Origin of the sequence: Sphingomonas aerolata (assembly GCF_003046295.1) — a bacterium.
GTDB lineage: Bacteria > Pseudomonadota > Alphaproteobacteria > Sphingomonadales > Sphingomonadaceae > Sphingomonas > Sphingomonas aerolata.
This window is the reverse complement of the sequence record NZ_PZZN01000002.1, coordinates 585,021-611,364: the sequence shown is the minus strand read 5'-3', so window position 1 is coordinate 611,364 and position 26,344 is coordinate 585,021. Positions and strand designations below refer to the sequence as shown.

Below are 26,344 nucleotides of genomic sequence, written 5' to 3'. Positions count from 1 at the left end.
AGAATTTGAGTGGGGAGCTTCTGTTGCTCGGTGCCCCCCTTACCGCCGGTTTCCACTTCTGTTGCCCGGTGTGGCCCGAACCGCGCTTTCGTCCGTATAACTTAGGTCGTTAGACCGTCAGTTATGCGGCAATTGCGAGTGCTTCGTTATCGTTGGCACTTGTGTATGGGCCGTTGCGGTGGTCCCATTCCGAGCGAAACATAGCGTCGTTGAACACACGTCGATCCTAGTTCGACCCCGTCATCGTCCCCCTCTTGCGAAGAGGGCGGTGGTGGAGTCGCCGGGTACTGCCCCCGGGTCCGCTGTGTCTATGACACGCCACGGTTTATCGCCATAGTCACCAGGAGAGAATTCCCCCGATGACGCTTGTGATATAGAGCGGCGGTCGGCCGATTAAAAGCCCGTGATTTTGCCCTTTGCGGCCTTTCGCTCGCCACAAACCGCGTGCATAGAAATCTGTATTATGTTGACGCAGCGCTCTCGCTACGCGCTTCGCGCGATGATCTTCCTTGGCGGCGCCCCGGTCGGGGGTCCACCGATCCCGATGACCCGCATCGCGGCCGAGGCCAATGTCCCGCGCAAGTTTCTCGAGCTGATCCTTGCGGACCTGCGCGAGTCCGGCTTGCTGCACAGCCATCGCGGCAAGATGGGCGGCTATCGCCTGTCGCGCCCCAGCCACCTGATCTCGCTCGGCGAGATCATCCGGATCATCGAGGGCCCGCTCGCGCTGGTGCCTTGCGTCAGCCGGACGGCCTATCAGCCCTGCCTCGACTGCAAGAGCGAGGCAGACTGCGCGATCCGCTTTGCGATGATGCGCGTCCGCGACGAGACTGCGCGGATCCTCGACGGCACGAGCCTGGCGGATGCCAATGCCGAGGATCTGGCCGCAGCCTGATCTCCCCCTCCCAGCGCGGGAAGAGGGACAGGACGTTCAGCCGCGCGCCTTGAGTTCGTCGCGGATCTCCCGCAGCAGCGCGATCTCGACCGGCTCGGGCGCGGGCGCGATCGGAGTCGCTTCTTCCTCACGCTTGAGCCGCGCGGTTTCACGCTCGATCAGCGCCGCCGCGCGGTTCACGACGCGCAGGATCATGAAGATGATGAAGGCGACGATCACGAAGTTGACGAGCTGCGTCGCGAACGCGCCATAGCCGAGCAACGGCACCCCCGCCTTCTTCAGCGCCGCATAGTCGCTGAGCGAACCGGCATAGTTTGCGGGGACAGGCCCCATCCGCCAGAAATAGCTCGAAAAGTCGAGCCCGCCGAAAATCTTGCCGATCACCGGCATCAGCACGTCGTCGGTCAGCGAGGTGACGATCTTGCTGAACGCCGCCCCGATGATCACCGCAATAGCCAGATCAAGCACGTTGCCGCGCATGATGAACGCTTTGAATTCCTTGAGCATTTGCGCCCCCTTTTCCAGTCCCCCGCACGCTAGCCATCGATTTCGGTTTCGCCAAGCCGGTCCGCTGTCCTATGGGGGTGATACAGACCAGCAGGAGAGCCCCGATGTCGTCCTATGCCCAGATTCTTCGCGGATCCGCCGTCGTTGCGCTCGCGGCGACGCTTGGCGGCTGCGGGATCAACAGCATCCCGACCGCCGAGGAAAATGTGAAGGCGCGCTGGGCCGATGTGCAAAACGACTATCAGCGTCGCGCCGATCTGATCCCCAACCTCGTCGCGACGGTCAAGGCGGCCGGCGCGCAGGAAAAGAGCATTCTGGTCGAGGTGACGCAGGCGCGCGCCGCGGCGAGCACGGTGCAGGTCTCTGGCGACGACCTGACCGACCCTGCGAAGATCGAGCAATTCTCGCGCGTGCAGGGTGCCGTCGGGTTGTCGCTGCAGCGACTGCAGGAAGCCTATCCCGAATTGAAGAGCCAGGCCAATTACACCACGCTGATGAGCCAGCTCGAAGGCACCGAGAACCGCATCACGATCGCACGGCGCGACTATAACGGCGCGGTCCAGGCTTATAACACCAAGATCCGCACCTTCCCCGACGCCGTCGGCGCGAAGATCTTCTATGGCGCAAAGCCGATGGTGCCGTTTGCTGCGACCACGCCGGGGGCCGAGACGGCACCGACGGTGAACTTCGGCAACGCGAGCTGATCGCGGGGCCGGCGGCATGATCCGCGTCCTCGCGGCGCTCCTCTTCGCGGTGCTGCTCGGCAGCGGCACCGCAGGCGCCCAGACATTCCCAAAATTCACCGGCTTCGTCGTCGACTCGGCAAACGTGATCCCGCCCGAGCACGAGGCGGCGCTCACCAAACGACTCGACGATCTGCAAAAGGCGACCGGCAATCAATTGGTCGTCGCGACCATCGCCGATCTGCAGGGCTATCCGATCGAGGATTATGGCTATCGCCTGCTGCGGAACTGGGGGGTCGGGCTGAAGGACGCCAATAACGGCGCGATCCTGCTCGTCGCGCCGAACGACCGCAAGGTACGGATCGAAGTCGGCTATGGGCTGGAACCGGTCCTGACCGACGCGTTTTCGAGCGTCGTGATCAACCAGCAGATCCTGCCGCGCTTCAAGGCCGGGGACATGACCGGCGGTATCGTCGCGGGCGCGAATGCGGTCGCGGACCAGCTCGCTTTGCCCGACGCAGAGGCCCGCGCGAAGGTCGGCGCGGCAGCGGCCGAATATGACAAGACGCATCGCCGCGCGCCGTCCGGCAACGGTGGCGGCGTGCCGATCGGGCTGATCATCTTCGGGATCGTGGCCGCCGCGATCGTCATTCCGATGATCTCGCGCCGTGCCGGCGGTACCCGCTATTCAAGCGGTGGCGGCGGCAACGGGACACTGCCGATCGTGCTGTGGAGCATCGCCAACGAGATGTCACGGCGCGGCGGCGGCGGTGGCAGCAGCTGGGGCGGCGGCGGTGGCGACAGCAGCGGCGGTGGCTGGATGGGCGGCGGTTTTGGCGGCGGCGGCGGCGGATCCGCCGGCGGCGGCGGCGCATCGGGGAGTTGGTGACATGCGGTTGAGCGAAGCCGATCACGGCCGCGTCACCGCCGCGGTGACGCAGGCCGAAACCACGACGACGGGCGAGATCGTCACGATCGTCGCGCGCCAGTCCGACGCCTATCACGACGTCTCGCTGCAATGGTCCGTGCTTGCCATGCTGCTGAGCCTTGCGGTGCTCGCGCTGCACCCGGTGGCGGCCGACCAGATCTATGCGCGGCTCGTCGATCCGTGGGCGCAGTCGGCACCACAGGGCGCGTTGTTCGCGATCGCGCTCGTCCTGATGACGCTGGTGTTCCTGGGCATGCGCCTGCTGCTCACTATCCCCGCGTTGCGACTCGCGCTGACGCCGGGCGCGACGAAATCGCGGCGGGTGCGCAGGCGTGCGGTGATGCTGTTCCGGGCGGGCGCGGAAAAGCGCACGCGGGGCGCGACGGGCGTGTTGCTGTACCTGTCGCTTGCCGAGCACCGCGCGGAGATCGTCGCGGACTCGGGCATCCATTCGCGCGTGCCGAACGAGATCTGGGGTGCCGCGATGGCGGCCGTGCTCACCGCGGTGCGCGACGACCGGCCGGCAGACGGCATGGCCGATGCCGTCGCGCAGATCGGCACGGTGCTCGCCGAGCATTTCCCGCGAACCGGTGCAGCCATCAACGAACTTCCCGACAGGCTGATCGAATTATGAGCACGACCGTATGGGCGGGCAAGTTCCTGACCGTGCAGACCGAAGGCACATGGGAATATGCGGAACGTCGCGGGCAGATCGCCGCGGCCGTGATCGTCGCGATCGACGCGGGCGACGTCATTTTGGTCGAACAGTTTCGCGTACCGCTGGGCCGCGCCTGCCTCGAACTGCCGGCCGGGCTGGTCGGTGACGAGACCGCGGGCGAGAGCGTTACGGTCGCCGCCGGGCGCGAGCTCGAAGAGGAAACCGGCTACCGCGCGGCCGCGATCGAGGATCTGGGGCTCTTCTATTCGTCGCCGGGGATGACGTCCGAATGCTTCACGCTGGTCCGTGCGACCGGGCTGACCAAGGTCGGCGACGGCGGCGGCGATGGTGACGAGAACATCACCGTGCACCGCGTACCGCTCGCCGACATTCCCGCCTTCGTCGCGGCGAAGCGCGAGGCGGGCGTCGCGATCGACGCGAAGATGCTGCTGATCCTCGCGGGAGCGATCCTCTAGCGACGCGCGCGCTGAGCCGATTTCAACGCCGTTGCCGGAACGGCGTCGGGTAGTCGCTTATTTGAAGTTGTCCGCGTAGCTCTGCAGCTTCAGCGTCTTCTGCGGCGCCGGTACGACCGTGTAGCCGAACCCTTCACGCTCGCAATGCGCGATCGCGGCCTCGGCGGTCGGGAAGAACAGGCGGAGCTGGTCGCGCGTGTCGCCGCTGCCGGCCCAGCCGGTCAGCGGGTCGGGGCGCTTGGGCTCCGAGGGTTCGAATTCGAGCTGCCAGCTGTCGGTCCGGTGCTTGCCGGACTGCATGGCGTTCTTGGGGCGCTGGAAGATACGGGCGGTTGGCATGGGCTCCCCTTATCGCGAAGTTGCGCCCCTTGCATCCGCCTTTTTCGTGCGCAGCGTCGCCGATGCCGCGGCGGGATCGTCGGGCCAGGGATGCTTGGGGTAGCGACCGCGCATTTCCTTGGCGACCGCGACCCAGCTCCCCGCCCAGAACCCGGGCAGATCGCGCGTCGTCTGGATCGGGCGTCCCGCCGGTGACGTGAGGCTCAGCACCAGCGGGACGCGCGCTTCGCCGATGGTCGGGTGCACGCCGAGCCCGAACAGCGCCTGGACGCGCAGCTCGACACGGGGCCCTCCCTCGGCGGCATAGTCGATCGCGTGCGTGCTGCCCGCCGGACTCGTGAAATCGGGCGGCGCGAGGCGGTTGATCGTCTGCATCGCATCCCAGCCGAGGAGGTTGCGCAACGCCTCGACGAGTGCCCCCGGGGCGATCGCATCGAGTCGGCGCTTTCCGACGAGCAGCGGCGCGAGCCATTCGTCCAGGCGGTCGAGCAACGCCGCATCGTCGAGCGGCACGCCTGCATAGGCGGCGCGGTCGCGCAACGCCTGCCCGCCGTCGCTCCACGGCAGCAGCGAAAGACCGTGCTCGCGAACCGCCTCCAGCAGCGCGGCGAGGATCGCGTCGGGATCCGCGCCGCTGTCCGGACCGCTCGACAGCCGGATCGCGCCGAGCCGCCGGTCGCGTAGCGCCTGGATACCGCCGGTCGCTGGGTCGAAGCTGACCGTGCGGCGCGATTCGATCCGATCGGCGAACAGCGCCTCGACCGTCGGCTGGTCGATCACCGCCGCGGACAGGATCCGCGCGCCCGCCGCGGCCCCTTGCGTATCTGCGACCGCAAGCCATTCCGCGCGGGCGAGCGGCGAGGTCGGATCGAGCCTGAACCCCCGCCCCCCAACCGACGCCCAAGTCTCGCCCGACGCATCGCGACGACGCGCAACGCGGTCCGGAAACCCCAGCGCCACGCAAACATCTACCCCCCCTCCCGCAAGCGGGAGGGGGTTGGGGGGTGGGCTCGCGCCATCCGCGGTGCGCGACGTCGAAACCGGGCGCCCACCCCCCGGCCCCCTCCCGCTCGCGGGAGGGGGAGCGAGTTTGGCCCATCTATCCGCCATCCCGCGCGCGGCTTGTGCCTTCACGCCACGTTCGGTCTTCCAGCGGCGCAGGCGGGTTTCGACATCGACGTCCTGACCACCGATCCCGCGCTCGCCGAGCAGCACCGCGACCTGCGCGGCGATCTCGGCCAGCCCCCGCTCCCCGGCGCGCAACAGCATGTGGGCAAGGCGTGGCGGCATCGGCAGCTTCGCGATCGCGCGGCCATGCGCCGTCGGGCGACCGTCCGCGTCGATCGCCTCGAGCGTCGCCAGCCGGCGCAGCGCCTCGTCGATCGCCGCAGCGGGCGGCGCATCGATCCAGCGCAGGTCGCGGGGATCGGCGACACCCCACAAGGCGCAGGCGAGTAAAAGCGCGGACAGATCGGCCTCGAGGATTTCGGGCGGATCGTATCGCGGCAGTCCCGCGGTCGCGGCCTCTTCCCACAACCGGTAGGCGGTGCCGGGGCCCAGACGCGCGGCCCGGCCGGCGCGCTGCGTGACCGCGGCCTGGCTCGCGCGTTCGGTGACGAGGCGGGTCATGCCCGCCGCGCGATCGTAACGCGGACGCCGCGCGAGACCGGAATCGATGACGATCCGGATCCCGTCGAGCGTCAGGCTGGTCTCGGCGATGCTGGTCGCCAGCACGACCTTGCGACGGCCATCGGGTTCGGGAAGGATTGCCGCACGCTGCGCGGCCGGATCGAGGCTGCCATGGAGTTCGTGCACGACGATGTCGTCGGGCAGGTTCGCGAGCCGGTCTGCGATCCGTTCGATCTCCGCGACGCCGGGCAGGAAGGCGAGCACGCCGCCCTGCTCCTCGCCAAGCGCGCGGCGGATCGCCGCCGCCATGCCATCCTCGATCCGCGCCTCGGCCGCGCGACCGATATGCCGCAGCGTCAGCGGATAGCTCCGCCCCTCGCTCTCGATCACCGGCGCGTCGTCCATCACCGCTGCGAACCGCGCCCCGTCGAGCGTCGCCGACATCGCGACCAGCCGCAGGTCGGGACGGAAGCCCGCCTGCACATCGAGGGCGAGCGCGAGCCCGAAATCGCCGTCGAGGCTGCGTTCGTGCACCTCGTCGAACAGCACCGCGGACACCCCCGCCAGTTCTGGATCGGACTGGATCCGCGCGACGAAGATGCCCTCGGTGACGACCGTCACGCGCGTCGCCGCGGATCGCTTGCTGTCCATCCGCGTCGCATAGCCATAGGTCCGGCCGACCGGCTCGCCCGCCGTCGCCGCCATGCGCTCCGCCGCGGCGCGCGCGGCGAGGCGCCGGGGTGAGAGCAGCAGGATCTCGCCGGTGCACCAGGCTTGCTCGAGCAGCGCAGGCGCGACCGCCGTCGTCTTGCCCGCGCCCGGCGGCGCGACGAGCACGGCGGAGGACCGCGCACGCAGCGCAGCGAGCAGGTCGGGCAGGACGGCAAGGATCGGAAGCGGCGGCGGGGTCATCGCCGCCTGCTGCCACAGATCGATCGTGGCGCAACCGCTTTTCAGGGGTCCGCGCACCACCGCGACCGTCGTGTCCAGCCCCCACCCCGCCGAACGCGGCTGGCAAGGACGCGCGAACCTGCTAGACGCGGGGCACGAATATGGCGTCCGATCCTTCCCCAAACTCTTCGACGGCGACCCGCCGGACCACCGACAGGCTGCGCGGCAGTGTCGCGCGCGTCTGGGCGAGCCGATGGACCAAGGCGGCGCTCGCGTTGTTCGGCCTCGGGCTGATCGCGCTGTTCGGCTTCTGGCTGATCGTCGTCCGCGACCTTCCTTCGGTCGATACGCTGCGCACCTACGAACCGCCCTTGCCGACCAATGTGCGCGGGATCGATGGGGCCCCGATCCACAGCTATGCGCGCGAACGTCGCGTCGAGCTCAGCTTCGCAGAATATCCGCCGATGCTGATCAATGCGTTTCTGGCGGCGGAGGACAAGTCGTTCTTCGAGCATCACGGCGTCGACTTTCCGGGGCTTGCCGGCGCGGTCTTCGACTATGTCTCGAAGATCGGCAGCGGCCGACGCGCCCGCGGCGGATCGACGATCACGCAGCAGGTCGCCAAGAACCTTCTGATCGGCAACGAATATTCGCCGACGCGCAAGCTTCGCGAAGCAGTGCTGGCGTATAAAATCGAGGATACGCTGACCAAGCCGCAGATCCTCGAACTCTATCTGAACCAGATCGCGCTTGGCCGGAACGCGTTCGGCGTCGAAGCCGCCAGCCACGCCTATTTCGACAAGGACCTCGACCAGCTCGATCTCGCACAGATCGCCTATCTCGCGATCCTGCCCAAAGGTCCGTCGAATTATGATCCGGTGCGCTATCACGACCGCGCAATGACGCGGCGTAACTATGTACTCGACCGGATGCTCGAGAACGGGTTCATCACCCGCGCGCAGTTCGATACGGCGAACGCCGAACCGCTCGGCGTCGTGCTGCGACGCACGCCGCGGTTTGAAAGCGTCGGCGGCTATTTTGTCGAGGAAGTCCGCCGCCAGCTGATGGCCAAGTTCGGCGAAAGCGCGAAGGACGGCCCTTACAGCGTCTACTCGGGCGGCCTCTGGGTGCGGACCTCGTTCGACACGCGGTTGCAGGATCTGGCGCAGCAGGCCTTGCGTGATGGTCTGGTCCGCTTCGACAGCGGGCGCGGCTGGAATGGACCAATCCGCCATGTCGAGATCGAGGACGACAACTGGCTCCAGCCGCTGCTCAACAGCAACATCGCGCTCGATTACCGCAACTGGGTCGCGGCGATCGTGACCGGCAAGGACGGCAATAGCTGGAACCTCGGCTTCCGCACCGGCAAGACCGGCACGCTGCCGCGCTATGCCGCGCAGATGGCGGTGCGCGGCAAGGGCGGCAATGCGTTCGGGGCGATCAAGACGGGTGACATCATCGCGGTCGCGCCCGAAGGCGGCGAGTTCGCGCTCCGGGCGATCCCCAAGGTTTCGGGTGCGTTCGTCGTCGAGGAGCCTGCCAGCGGCCGCGTGCTGGCGATGCAGGGCGGCTTCGACGACCGGCTCCAGGCGTTCAACCGCGCCACCCAGGCGATGCGCCAGCCTGGATCGACGATCAAGCCGATCGTCTATTCCGCCGCGCTCGACAACGGGATGACGCCCGCCTCGATCATCGTCGACGGGCCGTTCTGCGTCTATCAGGGCGCACGACTGGGGCAGAAATGCTTCCGCAACTTCGGCAATTCGCGCGGCGCCGGGCCGCACACGATGCGCTGGGGCATCGAACAGTCGCGCAACCTGATGACGGTCCGCGCCGCCGCGCAGACCGGCATGCCCAAGGTCGTGGCCACTATCAAGAAGATGGGCGTCGGCGATTACGCGCCCTATCTCTCCTTCGCGCTGGGTGCCGGCGAGACGACCGTGGGGCGGATGGTCAACGCCTATTCGATCCTCGCGAACAACGGCAAAGGTGGCCCGCCGTCACTGATCGACTTCGTGCAGGATCGGCACGGCAAGGTAATCTGGCCCGAGAACTGGCGCGCCTGCGACCGGTGCAACGCACCCGATTGGGACGGCAAGCCGATGCCGCGTCCGGTCGCGCGCCAGCGCCAGGTGCTCGACGCGATGACCGCCTATCAGATGGTCCACATCACCGAAGGGGTCGTCCAGCGCGGCACCGCGGTGACGCTGCGCGATCTCGATCGGCCGATGTTCGGCAAGACGGGCACGAATAATGGCCCGACCGACGTCTGGTTCATCGGCGGAACCCCGCAATATGTCGGCGGCCTGTATATCGGCTTCGATACGCCGCGGAACCTTGGCAGCGCAGCGCAGGGCGGCACGCTGGCCGCGCCGATCTTCAAGCAGTTCGCGGTCAAGGCCTATGCCGATCTGCCCAAGCTGCCATTCCGCGCACCCGCGGGCATCCGGATGGTCCGGATCGACCGGGGGAGCGGCCGCCCGGTCTATGGGACATGGCCGAACACCGATGATCCCAAGCCGGGCGTCATCTGGGAAGCGTTCAAGCCCGAAAGCGAACCGCGGCGTGCCGCGCGCCGTGCGGGCCCCGCCCCCACCACCACCACCGCACCGACCGCCGCCCCCAAGGCAGAGGCTCCGCGCGACAGCGATTTCTTGCAAAGACAGGGCGGAATCTACTAGCCGTCCCCATATTCCGGGGCTGGCTGTTCATGCCGGTCCCAACACTGGAGAACACCCATGCGCGCCGAAGCGCAGGCTCACGTTGACACCATCAAGGACGCGCTGGCGCTGTTGCGCCGTTTTCTCGACTGGGACCGCGCACTGCGTCGTCTCGACGAGCTAAATGCGCGCGTCGAGGATCAGGCGCTCTGGTCGGACCCCAAGGCTGCGCAGGAGGTGATGCGCGAGCGTCGTCGTCTCGACGAGGCGATCAGTGCGACGCGCGCGATCGAGAGCGAGCTGAGCGACACATCCGAGCTGATCGAAATGGCCGAGGCCGAGGGCGACACCGCGATGGAAGCGGACGGCGTCGCCGCGCTCGCCGAACTCGCCGCCCGCGCGGACAAGGACAAGATCAAGGCGCTGCTCGCGGGTGAGGCCGATGCCAACGACACCTATATCGAGGTCAATGCCGGTGCCGGCGGGACCGAGAGCCAGGACTGGGCGGGCATGCTCAGCCGGATGTATTCGCGCTGGGGCGAACGCCACGGGCTGAAGGTCGAGCTGGTCGACCAGCATTCGGGCGAGCAGGCGGGGATCAAGTCCGCGACGCTGCTGCTGAAGGGCGAGAACGCCTATGGCTATGCCAAGACTGAGAGCGGCGTTCACCGGCTCGTCCGGATCAGCCCGTATGATTCCGCGGCGCGTCGTCACACGTCGTTCGCCAGCGTCTGGGTCTATCCGGTCGTAGATGACAATATCGAGGTCGAGTATAACGAGAGCGACCTGCGTATCGATACGTATCGCGCATCGGGCGCCGGCGGCCAGCACATCAACACGACCGATTCGGCCGTGCGCATCACGCACGTCCCGACCGGCATCGTCGTCCAGTGTCAGAACCAGCGATCGCAGCACAAGAACAAGGCCGAGGCCTATAATCAGCTCCGCGCGCGGCTCTATGAACGCGAGCTCGCGATCCGCGAGCAGGCGGCCAATGCCGAGAATGCGTCGAAGACCGATATCGGCTGGGGCCACCAGATCCGGTCCTATGTGTTGCAGCCGTACCAGATGGTGAAGGACCTGCGGACCGGCGTGGTCTCGACCAGTCCGTCGGACGTGCTCGACGGCGATCTCGAGGCGTTCATGGCCGCGGCGCTGTCGCAGCGTGTAACCGGCGAGGCGGTCGAGGTGGAGGACGTCGATTGAAGATGACGCGCGTCCTGGCCCTGCTGCTGTCCCCGATCTGGCTGCTAGCGGCATGCGATGGCAGCAAACCGCTGATCCAGCGTGAACCCAAGGATGCGGGCCCCTTCCCCGCCGCCGACCGGCCGGTCGCGTCGATCGTTTCCGCGCGGTGGTCGAACGAGGAGGCGCGCGACCGGCTGAACGAGGCGGGCGAGGTCATGACCAAGGCGGATATCCGCAAGGGCATGACGGTCGCCGATATCGGCGCAGGCGAGGGCTATTACACGATCCGCGCCGCCGCACGGGTCGGCAAGGACGGTCGCGTTCTCGCAGAGGACATCGTCGCGAGCGTGCGCGACCAGCTGGCGGAGCGCGTCGCGCGCGAGGACCTCGCCAATGTCAGCGTGCGACTCGGCGAAGCCAATGATCCGAAGCTGCCCCCGGCGAGTTTCGACCGCGTGCTGATGGTGCACATGTATCATGAGATCGAGCAGCCCTATGAATTCCTGTGGCGGCTTCGCCCTTCGCTGAAACCCGACGGACTGGTCGTCGTCGTCGATGCCGATCGCGAGACGCGCAACCACGGCACGCCGCCTGCACTGCTCAAATGCGAGTTCGCGGCGGTCGGCTATACGCAGGTCGACAGGGACGAGATGCCGTCGGCGGGCGGCTATATGGCCATGTTCCGTGCGACCGGCCCGCGCCCCGCGCCCGAGGCGATCCGCGCCTGCCGGACGAAATAGCGCCACCGGGTGGAGCAAGTGTTGCTCCGGACCGTCAGACCACCCCCATCGCGCGCAGGCTCGCCACCCGGTCGCCAGCGATCACCACGTGATCGAGCAGCACGACCTCCACGGTCCGCAACCCGGCCGCCAGCGCACGGGTAAACGCCACGTCGCGGGTACTCGGGGTCACGTCCCCGCTCGGATGATTGTGCGCGATCACCACCCCCTGCGCCGCGAACGCCAGCGCATCGGCAGCGATACTGCGTACCGCGATCCGCACCTGATCGCGCCCGCCCGCCACATGCCGCATGCCCAAAAGCCTCCGATTCGGATCAAGATAGGCGACCGCCACCGCCTCGGTCGCTGCATGCCCAAGCCTTGCGAACAGCGCGCACGCCGCTGCAAGGTCGGCAATGATCGGAGCGGAGGCGGGCGAGGCGGGCACCACCTCGACTGTCGCATCGCCGCCCCTGTCGCATCCGCAACTGCATCCGCTTGAGCGATCCGTCCCGCACCGCTAGGCCGTCGCGATGCGCCAATATCTAGACCTCATGGACCGCGTGCTCTCGACCGGAGTCGAGACGATGGACCGCACCGGCACGGGCACGCTCAGCGTCTTCGGCGCGCAGATGCGCTTCGATCTGGCGCAGGGCTTTCCCGTGCTGACGACAAAGAAGCTTCACCTGCGCTCGATCATCGTCGAACTCCTGTGGTTCCTGCGCGGCGACACCAATGTCCGCTGGCTGCAGGATCGCAAGGTCGCGATCTGGGACGAATGGGCGGACGAGAGCGGCGATCTCGGCCCCGTCTATGGCAAGCAATGGCGCGACTGGGTGGCCGGCGACGGTCGCCATATCGATCAGATCGCCGAGCTGGTCGACCAGATCAAGACCAACCCTGCCTCGCGACGCCAGATCGTCTGCGCGTGGAACCCGGGCGATCTGCACGCGATGGCACTGGCCCCCTGCCACTGCCTGTTCCAGACGCATGTCGCGAACGGCAAGCTGTCGCTCCAGCTCTACCAGCGCTCGGGCGACATCTTCCTCGGCGTGCCGTTCAACATCGCCAGCTACGCACTGCTGACGCACATGCTCGCGCAGCAATGCGGGCTCGAGGTCGGTGAGTTCATCTGGACCGGCGGCGACTGCCATCTCTATTCGAACCATCTCGAGCAGGCACGACTGCAACTCGGGCGCACCCCCGGCCCACTCCCGCGGCTCGAGATCGTGCGCACGCCGGACTCGATCGACGCATATGAGTATGAGGATTTCGTGCTCCACGATTACGTCGCGCAGCCGCACATCAAGGCACCCGTCGCGGTCTAGACCCGCCGCCCGAACAGAGAGCGAATCGCAATAGGAACCCGTGACGGCGCGCGCGGTTGACCGTCCGAACCCATTCGGAAGGCCTATCATGGACATCACCCAGCTCATCCTCGACGAACATGCCCAGCAGCGCGCGCTGTTCGCACAGATCGACAGCATCGACGCCAAGGATACCGAGGCGCTGTCGGCACTGTGGACCCGCCTCAAGAACCTGCTCGACGCGCATGCCGAGGCGGAAGAGCGCTTCTTCTACCCGCGGTTGATGAAGATCGGCACCGGTGGCAACGACGCCGACTCGGCCGCCGAGGAGACCGAGGACGCGATCGAGGATCACAACGACATCCGCGAAACCGGCGAAGCGGTCGACAAGCACCCGGTCGGCTCGGACGCGTGGTTCGAGGCGGTCGGCGAATGCAACAAGGCGAACAGCGATCACCTCGCCGAGGAAGAGCGCCAGGGCCTGACCGACTTCCGCAAGCATGCGACGCTGGAAGAGCGGCACGAGCTGGGCGTCCGGTTCGCGGCGTTCGAGGCGAACCACCTGAACGGCGTGAAGGTCGTCGAGAAGGATCCCGAGGCGTACGTCAAGGAACACGCCCCGAACTGATCCACCCGCTTCTTACCACCCCGGCGAAAGCCGGGGTCCAGGTGGAAAGGTGGTCGTAACGGAGCGCCGTCTTTCACCACCGACGTCCCCCAACTGGGCCCCGGCCTTCGCCGCGGTGGTGATACAGGCATAGCCCCCCGCCCCCATATCCGCCATGATGCGCCGCATGATCACCTTCTACCTCGCCCGCGCTAGCAACGGCGTCATCGGCCGCGACGGCCAGCTCCCCTGGCGCCTCCCCGCCGACCTCAAGCGCTTCAAGGCGCTGACGATGGGCAAGCCGATGGTGATGGGGCGCAAGACGTTCGAGAGCTTCCCGAGCCCCCTCCCCGGCCGCCGCCACATCGTCCTCACCCGCGGCCACTGGCACGCCGACGGCGCGGAGGTGGCGCACTCGATCGACGAGGCGCTCGCATTGGCCGGCGACGACGTCGCGGTGATCGGCGGCGCGCAGATCTACGCGCAGCTGCTCCCCCATGCGGACCGGATCGAACTCACCGAAGTCCATGACGAACCCGAAGGCGACGCCATCGTCCCGGCGTTTGACGGCTGGCACGAGATCGCACGCGAAGACCACCCGGGCGAAAAGCAGCGTCCACCTTACAGCTTCGTCACGCTCACCCGCCGGTAAAGACCGTTCCCCCCGCGAAGGCGGGAGCTCGGACTGGACTCCCGCCTTCGCGGAAGAACAAGGAGGCGCGGCAGACAACGACACGGAAGGACTATCGTCATCCGCGGCGTCTGGGTACTGACCCGTGCATGCAACGGCTCGACGGTGGCGCATCCATCCCTTCGCATCTGGCGGACGGGATCGTGGCGCTGGGTAATTTCGACGGATTCCATCTCGGTCACCAGGCGGTGGTCGCGCGCGCGATCGCGTGGGCCAAGGCGGAGGGTCGCCCTGCGCTGGTGGCGACGTTCGATCCGCATCCGGTCCGCCATTTCCGCCCCGATACGCCCGCCTTCCGCCTCACCACGCTCGACCAGCGCGAGCGGCTGTTCGCAGACGCTGGCGCCGATGCGATGGTGGTGTTCCATTTCGACGGCGATCTCGCCGCGCTGACCGCCGAGCAGTTCGTCGCCGACCGCCTCGAACGCAATCTGCGGATCGGCGGCGTGGTGACGGGCGAGGACTTCACCTTCGGCCATGCCAAGAGCGGCACGGTCCACACGCTCGCCGCGCGCGGGCCGGTCCACGGCTTCCGCGCGGAAACCGTCGGCGCGGTCGCGCTGGATGGCGAGACGGTGTCCTCGACCCGGATCCGCGAGGCGCTGCGTGCCGGCAACATGGCGACCGCAACTCGGCTGCTGACGCGCCCGTTCGCGATCGAGGGCGTGGTGCAGCATGGCGACAAGCTCGGCCGCACGATCGGCTATCCGACCGCCAATCTCGACATGGGCAACTATCTGCGCCCCGCCTACGGGATCTACGCGGTGACCGGCCGTCTGGAGGACGGCCGCGTGCTGAAGGGCGCGGCGAACCTCGGCATCCGCCCGAGCTTCGATCCGCCGAAGGAACTGCTCGAACCGCATTTCTTCGATTTTGCCGAAAACCTGTACGGGCAGACGATCGAGGTCGCGCTGATCGACTATCTGCGCCCCGAGGCGAAGTTCGACAGCCTCGACGCGCTGATCGCGCAGATGGACATCGACTGCGACCGCGCGCGCACCATTCTCGGCTGACCGCGGCGGCGCCGGTGCGTGCGGGAGGGGGGATGGCAACGGGCCCCCGGCTCGGCTACAGCCCGCCCCACCTATGACCGACGCACCCGCCCCCGCCGCGCGCGATTATCGCGACACCGTCTTCCTGCCGAAGACCGACTTCCCAATGAAGGCCGGCCTCGCCGCCAAGGAGCCGGCGATCCTCGAGCGCTGGGCGAAGCTCGGCATCTACGACCGGCTGCGCGAACAGCGGCTCGGACGCGAGCGGTTCATCCTGCACGACGGCCCCCCGTACGCGAACGGCGACATCCACATGGGCCATGCGATGAACAAGGTCCTGAAGGACATCATCGTCCGCTCGCAGTCGCTGATGGGCAAGGACGCGCCCTATGTCCCTGGGTGGGACTGCCACGGCCTGCCGATCGAGTGGAAGGTCGAGGAAGCGTATCGCGCGAAGAAGCTGAACAAGGACGACGTCCCCGTCGACCAGTTCCGCGCCGAATGCCGCGCCTATGCCGAAAAATGGGTCGAGGTGCAGAAGGGCGAGTTCGAGCGGCTCGGCGTGATGGGCGACTGGGCCGATCCGTACCTGACGATGAAGTACGACGCCGAGGCGACGATCGTCGGCGAGCTGCTCAAATTCGCCGAGAGCGGCCAGCTGTACCGCGGTGCGAAGCCCGTGATGTGGTCGCCGGTCGAGAAGACCGCGCTTGCCGAGGCCGAGGTCGAATATGAGGACATCGTCTCGACGCAGATCGACGTCGCGTTCGAGATCGTCGACGCGCCGAACGCGCCCGAGCTGGTCGGTGCGCATGCGGTAATCTGGACGACGACACCGTGGACGATCCCGGTGAACCAGGCGCTGAGCTATGGAGCCGAGATCGAGTATGTCTGCGTGCTTGCAGACGATCGCTATGTCGTGATCGCCGAGCATCTTCTTGATAGCGTTCGCACGCGCATTGGCTTCGATCTTTGGTCGGAGAACATCAAGTGGCGCGGTAAGGGTTCGCAACTGGAAGGCGCGACCGCACGCCACCCGATGCACACCCTCGGCGGGTTCTTCGCGAAGCCGCGCCCGTTCCTCCCCGGCGACTTCGTCACGACCGACGCGGGCACCGGGCTCGTCCACATGTCGCCGGATCACGGCGAGGACGATTTCGAGCTCTGCAAGCAGTACGGCATCGACCCCGTCTTCGCGGTCGACGGTGCGGGCATGTACCGCGCCGACTGGGCCTGGCTGGGCGGGCAAGGGTCCGTCATCAACAAGAAGTTCGTGGCCGCCGACGGCCCGATCTGCACCGACCTGCGCTCGACCGGCGCGCTGCTCGCGGCGAGCGACGACTTCAAGCACAGCTACCCGCATTCGTGGCGCTCCAAGGCCAAGGTGATCTTCCGCGCGACGCCGCAATGGTTCATACCGATGGATGCGGCGACGTCGGTCGGCACCCAGGGTGCTTCGACTTCGCTCAGCACGAACGGGGTTGGGGATGCGGCCGCACCCCCGTTCGCCCCGAACGAAGTAGCAGGGCCTGGGTCGAGCAACGGCGCAACCCTCCGCGAGATCGCGCTCGACGCGATCGCCGCGACCACCTGGATCCCTGCGCGCTCGGAGAACCGGATCACGTCGATGGTGCAGGGCCGCCCCGACTGGGTCATCTCACGCCAGCGCGCCTGGGGCGTGCCGATCGCGCTGTTCGTCAACCGCGCCACCGGCCAGTACCTCAACGACCCCGCGGTCAACGCGCGCATCGTCGAAGCCTTCCGCCAGAACGGCGCGGATGCCTGGTACGCCGACGGCCACCAGGCGCTGCTCGGCCCCGATTACGCGCTCGCCGACTATGAGGTCGTGAAGGACATCCTCGACGTCTGGTTCGATTCGGGCTGCACGCACGTCTTTACCGTCGAGGCGCGCTACGGCGAAGGCACACGCGCCAACCTGTACCTCGAAGGGTCGGACCAGCATCGCGGCTGGTTCCAGTCGAGCTTGCTCGAAAGCTGCGGGACGCGCGGTCGCGCGCCCTATGACGCGGTCCTCACCCACGGCTTCGCGCTCGACGGCCAGGGCCGCAAGATGTCGAAGTCGCTCGGCAACGTCGTCGATCCTCTCAAGATCATCGGCGAGAGCGGCGCGGACATCCTGCGCATGTGGGTCGCCTCGACCGACTATTTCGACGACGTGAAGATCGGCAAGGAGGTGCTCGCCACCGCGTCGGATTCCTACCGCAAGTTGCGCAACACGTTCCGCTACATGCTGGGCGCGCTCGAGGGCTTCGACGAGTCCGAGCGTGTCGCGGTGTCCGACATGCCCGAGCTCGAGCGCTATGTGCTTCACCGCCTCGGCATGATCGACACCGAGCTGCGCCAGGCGGCGGAAGGCTATGAGTTCAACCGCTACACGCGGCTGCTGACCGACTTCGCGAACGAGGACCTGTCCGCGTTCTTCTTTGATATCCGCAAGGACTCGCTCTATTGCGACGCGCCCGGCGACGTGAAGCGCCGCGCGTACCGCACCGTCCTCGACGTGCTGTTCCACGCGCTGGTCCGCTACGCCGCGCCGGTGCTGTGCTTCACCGCGGAGGAAGTCTGGCAGTCGCGCTTCCCGAGCGACGACAGCTCGGTCCACTATCTCGAATGGCCGTCGCTCCCGTCGCTCGACGCGGACGACGTTGTCGGCGCCAAGTGGCAGGAGATCCGCGCGCTACGCGTCGCCGTCACCGAGGCGATCGAGCCGTTGCGCCGCGAGAAGACCGTGCGGTCCAGCCTCGAGGCCGAGATCACCGTCCCGACGATGCTGCTCGACGCCGATGCGCTGGCCGAGGCGTTCATCGTCGCCAAGGTCACACCGGGCGATGCGGTCACCGTGACGCGCACCGACTTCCACAAATGCGGCCGCTGCTGGCGCCACCTTCCCGAAGTGACGACCGACGGCGAGCTCTGCGACCGGTGCGAAGAGGTGGTGGCGCATGCGTAACCTGCCAAAGGCCGGCTTCGGGGCGGCGATCGCGCTGTTCCTCGCCGACCAGCTCAGCAAATGGGCCGTAACGCGCCCGCTCGGGATCGATTCGCTCGGCGATGCGCAGACGATCACGTCGTTCTTCGACCTGCGCTTCGTGCCAAATATCGGCATTTCGCTCGGGTTGCTGCCCGCCGATGGCCATCTGACGCGCTGGGCGCTGGTGCTGCTGACGGGGGCGATCTCGGTCGGGGTCGCAATCTGGATGACGCGCGAAAAGAACCGGGCAGATCAGATCGCGCTGGGCTTCGTGCTCGGCGGTGCGGTCGGCAATATCCTCGACCGGATCCGGCTCGGTTATGTCGTCGATTTTGCCGACCTGCATATCGGCGAGTGGCGCCCGTTTTTGGTCTTCAATGTCGCGGATGCAGCGATTACTGTCGGCGTGCTCGTCCTGCTTGTCCGGGCGCTGCTCGTGCGCGAGAAGCCCCCTGTGGAGAATTCCCATGCGTAAGTTTGTGCCCCTGGCTGCCGGTCTGGCGAGCGTCGCGTTGCTGTCCGGCTGCGGCGCCGGCAAGAGCCTCGATCGTGCGCGACCGGACGAGTTCGCCGTCGCCCGCCAGGCTCCGCTGGTGATCCCCCCCGATTTCGCGCTGGTCCCGCCGCAGCCGGGTGCCGCACGGCCACAGGATACCGCCGCGAACGCCCAGACGCTCGACGCGCTGTTCGGCGGCACCGCTGCGCGCAGCCCTGCCGAAGCCGGTGTGCTGAGCGAAGCGGGCCCCAGCGCCGCCGATCCCGGCATCCGGTCGAGCGCGGGCGATCCCGGCACGACCGTGATCGACAAGGGTTCGACCACGCGCGACATCGTTGCCGCCCCCGAAGGCGACGGCCAGGATGCGCGCGCAACCGCCAACTGATCGGTTGCTGCAAGACGCGAAAAAGGGCGGCTCCCGCAGGGGGGCCGCCCTTTTTCGTGTTCGGTCGATGGCCACCCCGCCCGCCCGCCCCTGCTCCGTAGGATACCCCAGCTTCCGCTGGGGTGACGAGAGGGAGGCAGGAAGCGGCCGTGCAAAATGCCGCAACCGCGCGCGCCCGCCGTCCCAGCCGAACGCCAGGACGACGACAGCACCCGCGCTACGTCAGAACGCGGCGGTCAGCGACGCCAGCACCTTCCCGTTGGCGATCGAACCGACGCCGTCCTGCCCACGGCTGAAGCTCGGCTGGAGATACGCCGACTCCGCCTTGCTGATGTCGGTATCGACATAGGCAACGCCCAAGGTCAGCGGCGTGCCCGGAATCACGTAATCGGCACCCACCAGCCAGTCGAAATATTCGCCGGTCGGCGACACGCTGGTGGCGAATGGCCCGAGCCCCTTGTTGCCGTTCGAATAGCCGACATGCGCCTTCACGGTCAGCCCGGTATCGGGAATGCCGCTGCTGACATCGCCCCACAAATACAGGTTCGAATCCTTGGCGTTGACGCGGTCATAGACCCCGTTGGCGGCCGAGGTGCCGTTCGAATACCAAGGCCCCAGCGCCTGCTGCTTGGGCGCATAGGCGACGCCCGCGGTCAGCGCGACCGGGCCGGCGGTGCCCGAGAGCTTGGCATAGGGCTCGATGAAGTCGGTATTGTCGAAGCCCGACGGGTACATGTACCAGGTCGCGCCGACGTCGAGCGTACCGCCGCCGACGGGAAGCTTGTACCCGGCGATCAGGTCGAGCTCCATGTTGGCGCCGCCGAACGTGCCCCAGCCGGCGAGGTTCGATCCCCAGGTGCCGATATAGACGCCGCTCTTGTGCGCGATCGTGATGCCGCCCTGGACCGCGAGATTTTCGTCCGACTGCGACACACCGCGAAAGCGATAGTCGCTGACAAGTCCGACCGATCCGCTGACCGTGACGTCCTTGGGTGGCGCCGTATCCTGCGCGAACGCAGGGGGTGCGGCAGCCAGCGCGAGGCTGCCGAAGAGGATAGTGGAGAAGCGCATCGTTTCCCTTTCGAAACTGGAAATTCGATGTCCCCGCCTGCACCCGCGGACGCCGCATCTATCGAGGCATGGCCTCCGAGCACGGTCTTTCCTGCGGTGACAAATGAATGACAGTCGTTGATACACTGCACAAGCGATTATTGCGCCAGGCGCGGTGTTGACGCCATGGATGTTGCGCACCGGCCACACCGTCTCGGTCACAACGCTCGGGTGCGCGCCGGCCTATCGACGCAGGATCGGCGTGCGGCGCGGCGCTTCCCACCCCTCGCGCGCCAATTCAGGCATGTCCGCGTCGCTTTCGGGATAACCGAGGCAGAGATAGCCGACGAACCGCCATCCGTCCGGTACGCCCGCAATGTGCGCGATCCGCGCGGGGTCTAGGATCGAGACCCAGCCGAGCCCGATCCCCTTCGCGCGCGCCGCCAGCCACAATGTGTGGATCGCGATTACGGCGGAATAGGCGACGCTTTCCGGCATGGTCTGACGCCCCAGACCATGACCCTGGCTAGGATCGGGTTCAACGAACACCGCGATGTGGACGGGCGCCTGCTCGAGCCCGGCGAGCTTCAACCGGGCGTAGAGCGCGGCACGCGCCTCGTCTTGCCCGGCCAGCGCGGCTGCGTTGCAGGCGGCAAAGTCCGCGCAAATCGCGTCGCGTCGGGCGGAGTCATCGATCGTCACGAACCGCCAGGGCTGGCTGAGCCCCACCGACGGCGCGGCGTCGGCGATCGCGAGCAGCGCGTCCACTGCGCCTGCGGGCAGCGCGTCGCGCCGGAACCGGCGGACATCACGGCGCCAGCGGAACAGCAGCTCGAGCTTGGCCTGAAACGCCGTATCGAAGACCGGGCCTCCAGCGTCGCGCGGTTCTGTGTGCATGGCCGGCACGCTGTACCCGATCACGTCCGGCGAGCAAGGTCGCTAGCCGCGCACCGCCCGAAAGGCAGCAAGCCCCGCATCGAGATCGGCGATCAGGTCCGCCGGGTCCTCGAGCCCGATCTGAAGGCGGATCATCGGCCCGGCAACCTCGCGGCGGGTGACGCTGCGATAGCGGTGCGGATCGACCGGCAGTGCCAAGCTTTCGAACCCGCCCCAGCTATAGCCGATCCCGAACAGCTCGAGCGTGTCGATCAGCGCGGCCCGCGACGCGTCGTCACCGCCATCGAGCACGAACGAGAACAGCCCGCTCGATCCCTTGAAATCACGCATGAACAGGTCGTGCCCCGGGCATCCGGGCAGGGCAGGATGCAGCACCTGCGCCACCTCCGGACGCGCCTCCAGCCACTGCGCGATCGCCAATGCGCTCGACTGGTGCTGGGCCAGCCGGACCGCCATCGTCCGCAGCCCACGACTACCGAGCCAGCAGTCGTCGGGACTGGCGATCTGCCCCAGCTGGAAGCTCGTCTCGCGCAGCGCCTTGAAATGGCCGGGCCCTGCCGTCACCGATCCGAGCATCGCGTCCGAATGGCCGACGACATATTTGGTGCACGCCAGGATCGTCAGGTCGACACCGTGGCCGATCGCCGGAAAGAACAGCGGCGTCGCCCAGGTATTGTCGAGCAGGGTCGTCACGCCGCGCGCGCGCGCCGCCGCGACGATCGCGGGGATGTCCTGCACCTCGAAGCTGAGCGAGCCGGGACTTTCCATGAAGATCGCACGGGTCTGCTCGCCGATCAGGTCGGCGATCCCCGCACCGATCAGCGGGTCGTAGAAGCGGGTCATGATGCCGAACCGCTTGAGCAGGCCGTTCGCCATCCCGCGCGTCGGGTCATAGGCGCTGTCGACCAGCAGCAGTTCGTCGCCCGGCGACAGCACCGAGAGCAAAGCCGCCGCGATCGCCGCGACGCCCGATCCATAGAGGAACGTGCCCTCCGCCCCGGGTTCGAGCGTGGTCAGCGCATCCGCAAGACTCCACTGCGTCGGCGTGCCCTTGCGACCGTAGAACAGCCGGTGATGCGTATCGCGGGTCGCGCTGTCGCGAAGATGGCCGACGGAATCGTACAGGATCGTCGACGCCCGCCAGACCGGCGGACTGACGATCGCCCCTTCCCCGACACCACGAGTCCATTCCGCGCGACGTCCGGCGAGCACCACCTTGGTGGCGTCGCCGACCGGCCTTGTCGTTTCGGTCATTGCGTTCCTGTCGCCTTCGCGCCCATTGCCTTCGGCGTCGACGGATCGCCGCCCCATTCCGACCAGCTGCCGTCGTACAGCGCGGCTTCGTTGCCAAGGAGGTGCGCCCCGAACGCCAGCACCGCCGCGGTGATTCCCGATCCACAGGTCGTCACGATCGGCCTTGCCAGATCGATGCCCGCGCCCTCGAATGCCGATCGCAGCGCGTCGCCGGTCTTCCACGTGCCGTCCGCGTTGAACAGCGTGGCATAGGGCAGTGATTTGGATCCGGGGATATGCCCCGATGCGGTGCCAGGTCGCGGGTCCGCCTCGGCACCGGTGAACCGGGCGGCGGAGCGTGCATCGACGACCTGCTCGGCGCCGCTCGACAGGTTCGCGGTCATCTGGTCCTTCGTGCGAACAGCCTTGTTGTCGGCCCAGATGGTGAAGTGGCGATGCCGCACCGCCCGCTTGCCCGACTCCGTCTCACGCCCTTCGGCCTGCCATTTGGCCAGACCGCCGTCGAGGATCGCGACATTGTGCGCACCAAAGGTCCGCAGCATCCACCAGGCGCGTGCCGCGGTGCGCCAGGGCGAGCTGTCGTAAAGCACGATGCGGCTGCCGTCGCCGAGCCCGAGCGACTGCATCCGGCTGGCGAACTTGGCGGGCGACGGCAGCATGTTGGGCAGGTCGCTGTCGGTGTCGCGAAGCTCGGCGAGGTTCATGAACACCGCGCCCGGGATATGCGCCGCCGCATAGTCCGCCGCGGCGTCGCGACCTTCGGCATAAGTCGCGTCGACGACCCGCAGATCGCCAGCGCCCGGGACGCTGGTCTCGAGCGCGTTCGCCAACCATTCGGTGCTCACCAGCGTGTCCATGCCCTGCCCTCCTGACGGTTGGCGCAGATAGTAACCGGCGCACGGCCGAACGTCGAGGCCGCGGCTCGGCCGCCGCCCCGCCAGCTAGGTCTTGAACGCCAGCCCGATCGTTACCGCCAGCCCGATCAGCGAAAGCATCTGGACGGTCGGCCAGTCGACCCAGCCGACCGCGTCGGGATCGCGCCGCCGATGGCGACGGCGGGCGCCCAGACCCGATGCGATCGCGAGCGCCGCAAAGCCACCGCTCGCCGTCCACAGCAGCGGTGCCATGTCAGCTCCCGAGCTTTTCCACCTTGTCCTGAAGACTGGCGAGTTCGGTGCGCAGGGCAGCGATCTCCTCGTCCTTCGTCGCCACCGGCCTAGCGGCTGCTGGTGCGGGGGATGCTGCACCCGCAGCATTGCCGGGGGCAAAGGCCTGCGCTGCAACGTCGAACATCGCCAGATTACGCTTGGCAATGTCGGCGAAGGGCGAATGGGCAAACGCCCCCTCGACCGCGGTCTTGAACTGTTCCTGATTGCGGCGGAAGCTGTCCATCGATGCCTCGAGATAGCCGGGCACCATCTTCTGCATCGAATCGCCGTACATCGAGATCAGCTGGCGCAGGAAATTGACCGGCAGCATCGTCTCGCCGCGGCTTTCCTCCTCCATGATGATCTGGGTGAGGACGTTGTGCGTGATATCCTCTTCGGTCTTCGCATCGACGACCTTGAAGTCACGGCCCTCGCGAGTCATCGTCGCGAGATGATCGAGCGTGATGTAGGATGATGTTTCGGTATTATAAAGCCGCCTGTTGGCGTACTTCTTGATGATGACAAGCCCGTCGACCGTGCTTTGCTTCTTCATATGCAGCCCCTCCACGTGACCGGGGCAAACGCTACGCGCTTTGACATTGCGCCGCAACATGGTCCACGGCCATTGCCGCTGTTCCTCGCCATGTTGCGCAACGAAACCGCAGCATCGCCCGACCGCCGCGCGCGGGCGCTGGCCGGGCTCGACCGCTATCAGGCCGCGCCCCGGGATCTGCCTTTGCCGCCCCGCCCGATCCGCGCGTCGGCCGGCCGGGCGGTCCTGCGCGACTATGGCGGTGGCACTACGGGCAAGCCGGCGGTCATCGTCATGCCCTCGCTGATCAACCCGGCGGCGATCCTCGATCTTTCCGCGGACACGTCGCTGATGCAGTGGCTGGCCACGCGGGGCTATCATGCGCACCTGCTCGACTGGGGAACGCCGGGGCCCGAGGATCGGGACCTCGACCTCGACGCGCATGTCGCGCGCATCCTCCTGCCCCTGCTGCAAGGGTTTGCCACCCCGCCGATCCTGGTGGGCTATTGCCTGGGCGGCACCCTCGCCGTCGCCGCTGCCGCCTTGACGCGGGTGGCGGGGCTGGCGACGATCGCGGCACCCTGGAATTTCGCCGGCTATGGCGAGACCGCGCGTGTCGAGATGGCGCGACTTTGGCGCGCCGCCGCGCCGTTCGCGCGCCAGACGGGGCTGTTGCCGATGGAAGTGCTGCAAAGCGGGTTCTGGCAGCTCGCGCCCGCGCAGACGATCGCGAAATACGAGACGTTCGGCGACCGCGATCCGACCAGCCCCGCCGCGCGTGCGTTCGTCAGGCTGGAGGACTGGGCGAATGCGGGTGCGCCGCTCCCAGCTGCCGCAGCTGCCGCGCTGTTCGGGGACATGCTCGCCAGGGACCTGCCCGGACGCGGTCTGTGGCGGATTGCCGGTCGCTCGATCGCCCCGCTGGCGTTGTCCTGCCCCGCGGTCGAATTCGTCGCGCGCAACGACCGGATCGTGCCCGCCGCCACCGCGATCGGGCTCGCGGACCGGCGCGACGTCGATGCCGGCCATGTCGGCATGATCGTCGGCAGCCGCGCCCGCGACCAGCTCTGGGAGCCGCTCGCGAACTGGATAGATTCGCTCGGCTAGCGTATTGCATTCTCGAAACGAGAGGACCCGTCATGACCGCCACCCACCCCAGCGACATTGTCATCACCGCCGCCAAGCGTACGCCGGTCGGCAGCTTCCTCGGCGCCTTCGCCACCGTCCCCGCGCATGAACTCGGCCGGACCGCGATCGAGGCGGCACTCGCGCAGGCCGGTGTCGACGGCGCCGATGTCTCCGAAGTGATCCTCGGCCAGGTGCTGACCGCGGCGCAGGGGCAGAATCCTGCGCGTCGGGCGTCGATGGCGGCGGGCGTTCCCAAGGAAGTCCCCGCCTGGGGCGTCAACCAGGTCTGCGGCTCCGGGCTGCGCGCGGTCGCGCTGGCATGTCAGGCGATCCAGACCGGCGACGCGACGATCGTCGTCGCGGGCGGGCAGGAATCCATGTCGCTGTCCGCGCATGCCCAGTCGATCCGCGGGGGCCAGAAGATGGGCAATCTCAGCCTTGTCGACACGATGGTCAGCGATGGCCTGACCGACGTGTTCAACGGCTATCACATGGGCATCACCGCCGAAAATCTCGCCGAGCAATATCAGGTGACACGCAGCGAACAGGACGTCTTCTCGGTCGCCTCGCAGAACAAGGCGGAGGCGGCTCGCGGATCGGGCCGGTTCAAGGACGAGATCGCACCGGTGACGATCGCCGGCCGCAAGGGCGACACGATCGTCAGCGACGACGAATATATCCGCGCGGGCGCGACGATCGAGAGCGTGTCGGGCGTACGGCCGGCGTTCAAGAAGGACGGCACCGTCACCGCGGCGAATGCGAGCGGCCTCAACGACGGCGCCGCCGCGCTGGTGCTGATGCGCCGCGACGAGGCCGAGCGCCGCGGCAGTCCGGTACTCGCGACGATCCGCAGCTGGGCCTCGGCCGGCGTCGATCCGTCGATCATGGGCATCGGCCCCGTCCCCGCCACGCGCCGTGCGCTGGTGAAGGCCGGCTGGACGATCGCCGATCTCGACCTGATCGAGGCGAACGAGGCGTTTGCCGCCCAGGCTCTGTCGGTCGGCAAGGAGCTCGGCTGGGATGCCGACAAGGTCAACGTCAATGGCGGCGCGATCGCGATCGGCCACCCCATCGGCGCCAGCGGCGCGCGTGTGCTCACCACGCTGATCTACGAGATGGAGAAGCGCGACGCGAGCAAGGGCCTTGCCACGCTGTGCATCGGCGGCGGCATGGGAATCGCTATGTGCCTAGAAAGGCAACGTTTCGTACCAATTGTTGCATGAATGTGACAGCCAATGTACAAAAGTGACATCGAACTCTCTGAAATGTAACAAACTTATTGATTGGCCCCG

General features: G+C 67.4%; 27 protein-coding genes and 1 other RNA gene. 17 read left to right on the top strand and 11 right to left on the bottom strand.

Annotation, left to right across the window (positions count from 1 at the left end; translation table 11 throughout):
• Positions 1-47 precede the first annotated feature (47 nt).
• Positions 48-403, bottom strand: a transfer-messenger RNA (tmRNA) gene (ssrA, locus tag C8J24_RS10185).
• 60 nt (positions 404-463) lie between these two features.
• On the opposite strand from ssrA, the gene C8J24_RS10180 reads away from it, so the two are divergent.
• Entirely contained in the window at positions 464-895 is a 432-nt protein-coding gene (locus tag C8J24_RS10180; RefSeq protein ID WP_107932134.1) for an RrF2 family transcriptional regulator, read from the top strand.
• A gap of 36 nt (positions 896-931) precedes the next feature.
• Here C8J24_RS10180 and mscL read toward each other — a convergent pair whose 3' ends face one another.
• Positions 932-1,402, bottom strand: a complete 471-nt coding sequence (mscL, locus tag C8J24_RS10175) for a large conductance mechanosensitive channel protein MscL (RefSeq protein WP_107932131.1) — start codon at positions 1,400-1,402, stop codon at positions 932-934.
• Between the two features lie 104 nt (positions 1,403-1,506).
• On the opposite strand from mscL, the gene C8J24_RS10170 reads away from it, so the two are divergent.
• From C8J24_RS10170 to C8J24_RS10155, 4 genes are read left to right on the top strand one after another with little or no spacing between them, the layout of a single operon-like run.
• Complete coding sequence (locus tag C8J24_RS10170) at positions 1,507-2,106, top strand: LemA family protein (protein WP_031394860.1); 600 nt, start codon at positions 1,507-1,509, stop codon at positions 2,104-2,106.
• Positions 2,107-2,122: 16 nt separating this feature from the next.
• On the top strand, positions 2,123-2,974 hold the full coding sequence (locus C8J24_RS10165; RefSeq protein ID WP_107932129.1) for a TPM domain-containing protein: 852 nt from the start codon (positions 2,123-2,125) through the stop codon (positions 2,972-2,974).
• Position 2,975: 1 nt separating this feature from the next.
• Positions 2,976-3,647, top strand: a complete 672-nt coding sequence (locus C8J24_RS10160) for a TPM domain-containing protein (RefSeq protein ID WP_107932127.1) — start codon at positions 2,976-2,978, stop codon at positions 3,645-3,647.
• Positions 3,644-4,147, top strand: a complete 504-nt coding sequence (locus C8J24_RS10155; protein ID WP_420894105.1) for an NUDIX hydrolase — start codon at positions 3,644-3,646, stop codon at positions 4,145-4,147. Before C8J24_RS10160 ends, C8J24_RS10155 begins: the two co-directional genes overlap by 4 nt.
• Before the next feature lie 57 nt (positions 4,148-4,204).
• Here C8J24_RS10155 and C8J24_RS10150 read toward each other — a convergent pair whose 3' ends face one another.
• Complete coding sequence (locus C8J24_RS10150) at positions 4,205-4,486, bottom strand: ETC complex I subunit (protein WP_031440756.1); 282 nt, start codon at positions 4,484-4,486, stop codon at positions 4,205-4,207.
• Positions 4,487-4,495: 9 nt separating this feature from the next.
• The gene (gene hrpB, locus C8J24_RS10145; RefSeq protein ID WP_107932783.1) at positions 4,496-7,027 is read right to left on the bottom strand and encodes an ATP-dependent helicase HrpB; all 2,532 of its coding nucleotides are present in this window, start codon (positions 7,025-7,027) and stop codon (positions 4,496-4,498) included.
• A 140-nt stretch (positions 7,028-7,167) separates the two neighbouring features.
• Here hrpB and C8J24_RS10140 point away from each other — a divergent pair, with 140 nt between their 5' ends.
• Genes C8J24_RS10140 through C8J24_RS10130 form a run of 3 tightly spaced genes read left to right on the top strand, consistent with a single transcriptional unit; the run spans position 7,168 to position 11,594 of the window.
• Positions 7,168-9,687: a penicillin-binding protein 1A gene (locus tag C8J24_RS10140; protein WP_107932125.1), complete on the top strand. Its 2,520-nt coding sequence runs from the start codon at positions 7,168-7,170 to the stop codon at positions 9,685-9,687.
• A 57-nt stretch (positions 9,688-9,744) separates the two neighbouring features.
• Entirely contained in the window at positions 9,745-10,872 is a 1,128-nt protein-coding gene (gene prfB / locus C8J24_RS10135) for a peptide chain release factor 2 (RefSeq protein ID WP_031394840.1), read from the top strand.
• A 2-nt stretch (positions 10,873-10,874) separates the two neighbouring features.
• Positions 10,875-11,594, top strand: a complete 720-nt coding sequence (locus tag C8J24_RS10130; protein ID WP_107932122.1) for a class I SAM-dependent methyltransferase — start codon at positions 10,875-10,877, stop codon at positions 11,592-11,594.
• A gap of 34 nt (positions 11,595-11,628) precedes the next feature.
• Here C8J24_RS10130 and C8J24_RS10125 read toward each other — a convergent pair whose 3' ends face one another.
• Complete coding sequence (locus C8J24_RS10125; RefSeq protein ID WP_192099318.1) at positions 11,629-12,021, bottom strand: JAB domain-containing protein; 393 nt, start codon at positions 12,019-12,021, stop codon at positions 11,629-11,631.
• 85 nt (positions 12,022-12,106) lie between these two features.
• On the opposite strand from C8J24_RS10125, the gene C8J24_RS10120 reads away from it, so the two are divergent.
• The 7 genes from C8J24_RS10120 to C8J24_RS10090 all read left to right on the top strand — a co-directional run bounded on the left by C8J24_RS10120 (position 12,107) and on the right by C8J24_RS10090 (position 19,043).
• Positions 12,107-12,901, top strand: a complete 795-nt coding sequence (locus C8J24_RS10120) for a thymidylate synthase (protein WP_056405265.1) — start codon at positions 12,107-12,109, stop codon at positions 12,899-12,901.
• Between the two features lie 88 nt (positions 12,902-12,989).
• Positions 12,990-13,508, top strand: coding sequence for a hemerythrin domain-containing protein (locus C8J24_RS10115; protein ID WP_031395906.1), 519 nt, complete (start codon positions 12,990-12,992; stop codon positions 13,506-13,508).
• A 166-nt stretch (positions 13,509-13,674) separates the two neighbouring features.
• Positions 13,675-14,139, top strand: a complete 465-nt coding sequence (locus tag C8J24_RS10110) for a dihydrofolate reductase (RefSeq protein WP_107932781.1) — start codon at positions 13,675-13,677, stop codon at positions 14,137-14,139.
• A gap of 128 nt (positions 14,140-14,267) precedes the next feature.
• Positions 14,268-15,191, top strand: coding sequence for a bifunctional riboflavin kinase/FAD synthetase (locus C8J24_RS10105; RefSeq protein WP_107932120.1), 924 nt, complete (start codon positions 14,268-14,270; stop codon positions 15,189-15,191).
• A gap of 73 nt (positions 15,192-15,264) precedes the next feature.
• Positions 15,265-18,141, top strand: a complete 2,877-nt coding sequence (ileS, locus tag C8J24_RS10100; protein WP_107932118.1) for an isoleucine--tRNA ligase — start codon at positions 15,265-15,267, stop codon at positions 18,139-18,141.
• Complete coding sequence (gene lspA / locus C8J24_RS10095; RefSeq protein ID WP_031395901.1) at positions 18,134-18,637, top strand: signal peptidase II; 504 nt, start codon at positions 18,134-18,136, stop codon at positions 18,635-18,637. Before ileS ends, lspA begins: the two co-directional genes overlap by 8 nt.
• Complete coding sequence (locus C8J24_RS10090) at positions 18,630-19,043, top strand: DUF3035 domain-containing protein (RefSeq protein ID WP_031440002.1); 414 nt, start codon at positions 18,630-18,632, stop codon at positions 19,041-19,043. The genes lspA and C8J24_RS10090 overlap by 8 nt, the downstream gene beginning before the upstream one ends.
• A 222-nt stretch (positions 19,044-19,265) precedes the next feature.
• Here C8J24_RS10090 and C8J24_RS10085 read toward each other — a convergent pair whose 3' ends face one another.
• The 6 genes from C8J24_RS10085 to phaR all read right to left on the bottom strand — a co-directional run bounded on the left by C8J24_RS10085 (position 19,266) and on the right by phaR (position 23,945).
• Positions 19,266-20,114 carry a TorF family putative porin gene (locus C8J24_RS10085; RefSeq protein WP_107932116.1) on the bottom strand — a complete coding sequence of 283 codons (849 nt, stop codon included), beginning with the start codon at positions 20,112-20,114 and terminating at the stop codon, positions 19,266-19,268.
• Positions 20,115-20,336: 222 nt separating this feature from the next.
• Positions 20,337-20,990: a 5,6-dimethylbenzimidazole synthase gene (bluB, locus tag C8J24_RS10080; protein ID WP_107932114.1), complete on the bottom strand. Its 654-nt coding sequence runs from the start codon at positions 20,988-20,990 to the stop codon at positions 20,337-20,339.
• Between the two features lie 42 nt (positions 20,991-21,032).
• The gene (gene metC, locus C8J24_RS10075) at positions 21,033-22,244 is read right to left on the bottom strand and encodes a cystathionine beta-lyase (RefSeq protein ID WP_107932111.1); all 1,212 of its coding nucleotides are present in this window, start codon (positions 22,242-22,244) and stop codon (positions 21,033-21,035) included.
• Positions 22,241-23,101, bottom strand: coding sequence for a sulfurtransferase (locus tag C8J24_RS10070; RefSeq protein WP_107932109.1), 861 nt, complete (start codon positions 23,099-23,101; stop codon positions 22,241-22,243). Before C8J24_RS10070 ends, metC begins: the two co-directional genes overlap by 4 nt.
• An 84-nt stretch (positions 23,102-23,185) precedes the next feature.
• Complete coding sequence (locus C8J24_RS10065) at positions 23,186-23,371, bottom strand: hypothetical protein (protein WP_107932107.1); 186 nt, start codon at positions 23,369-23,371, stop codon at positions 23,186-23,188.
• A gap of 1 nt (position 23,372) precedes the next feature.
• On the bottom strand, positions 23,373-23,945 hold the full coding sequence (phaR, locus tag C8J24_RS10060) for a polyhydroxyalkanoate synthesis repressor PhaR (RefSeq protein WP_107932104.1): 573 nt from the start codon (positions 23,943-23,945) through the stop codon (positions 23,373-23,375).
• Between the two features lie 15 nt (positions 23,946-23,960).
• Between phaR and C8J24_RS10055 the strand changes: the two genes are divergently transcribed.
• Both C8J24_RS10055 and C8J24_RS10050 read left to right on the top strand, forming a co-directional pair.
• The gene (locus tag C8J24_RS10055) at positions 23,961-25,031 is read left to right on the top strand and encodes an alpha/beta fold hydrolase (protein WP_338110815.1); all 1,071 of its coding nucleotides are present in this window, start codon (positions 23,961-23,963) and stop codon (positions 25,029-25,031) included.
• Between the two features lie 32 nt (positions 25,032-25,063).
• Complete coding sequence (locus C8J24_RS10050; RefSeq protein WP_107932102.1) at positions 25,064-26,275, top strand: acetyl-CoA C-acetyltransferase; 1,212 nt, start codon at positions 25,064-25,066, stop codon at positions 26,273-26,275.
• The last annotated feature ends 69 nt before the right edge of the window (positions 26,276-26,344 follow it).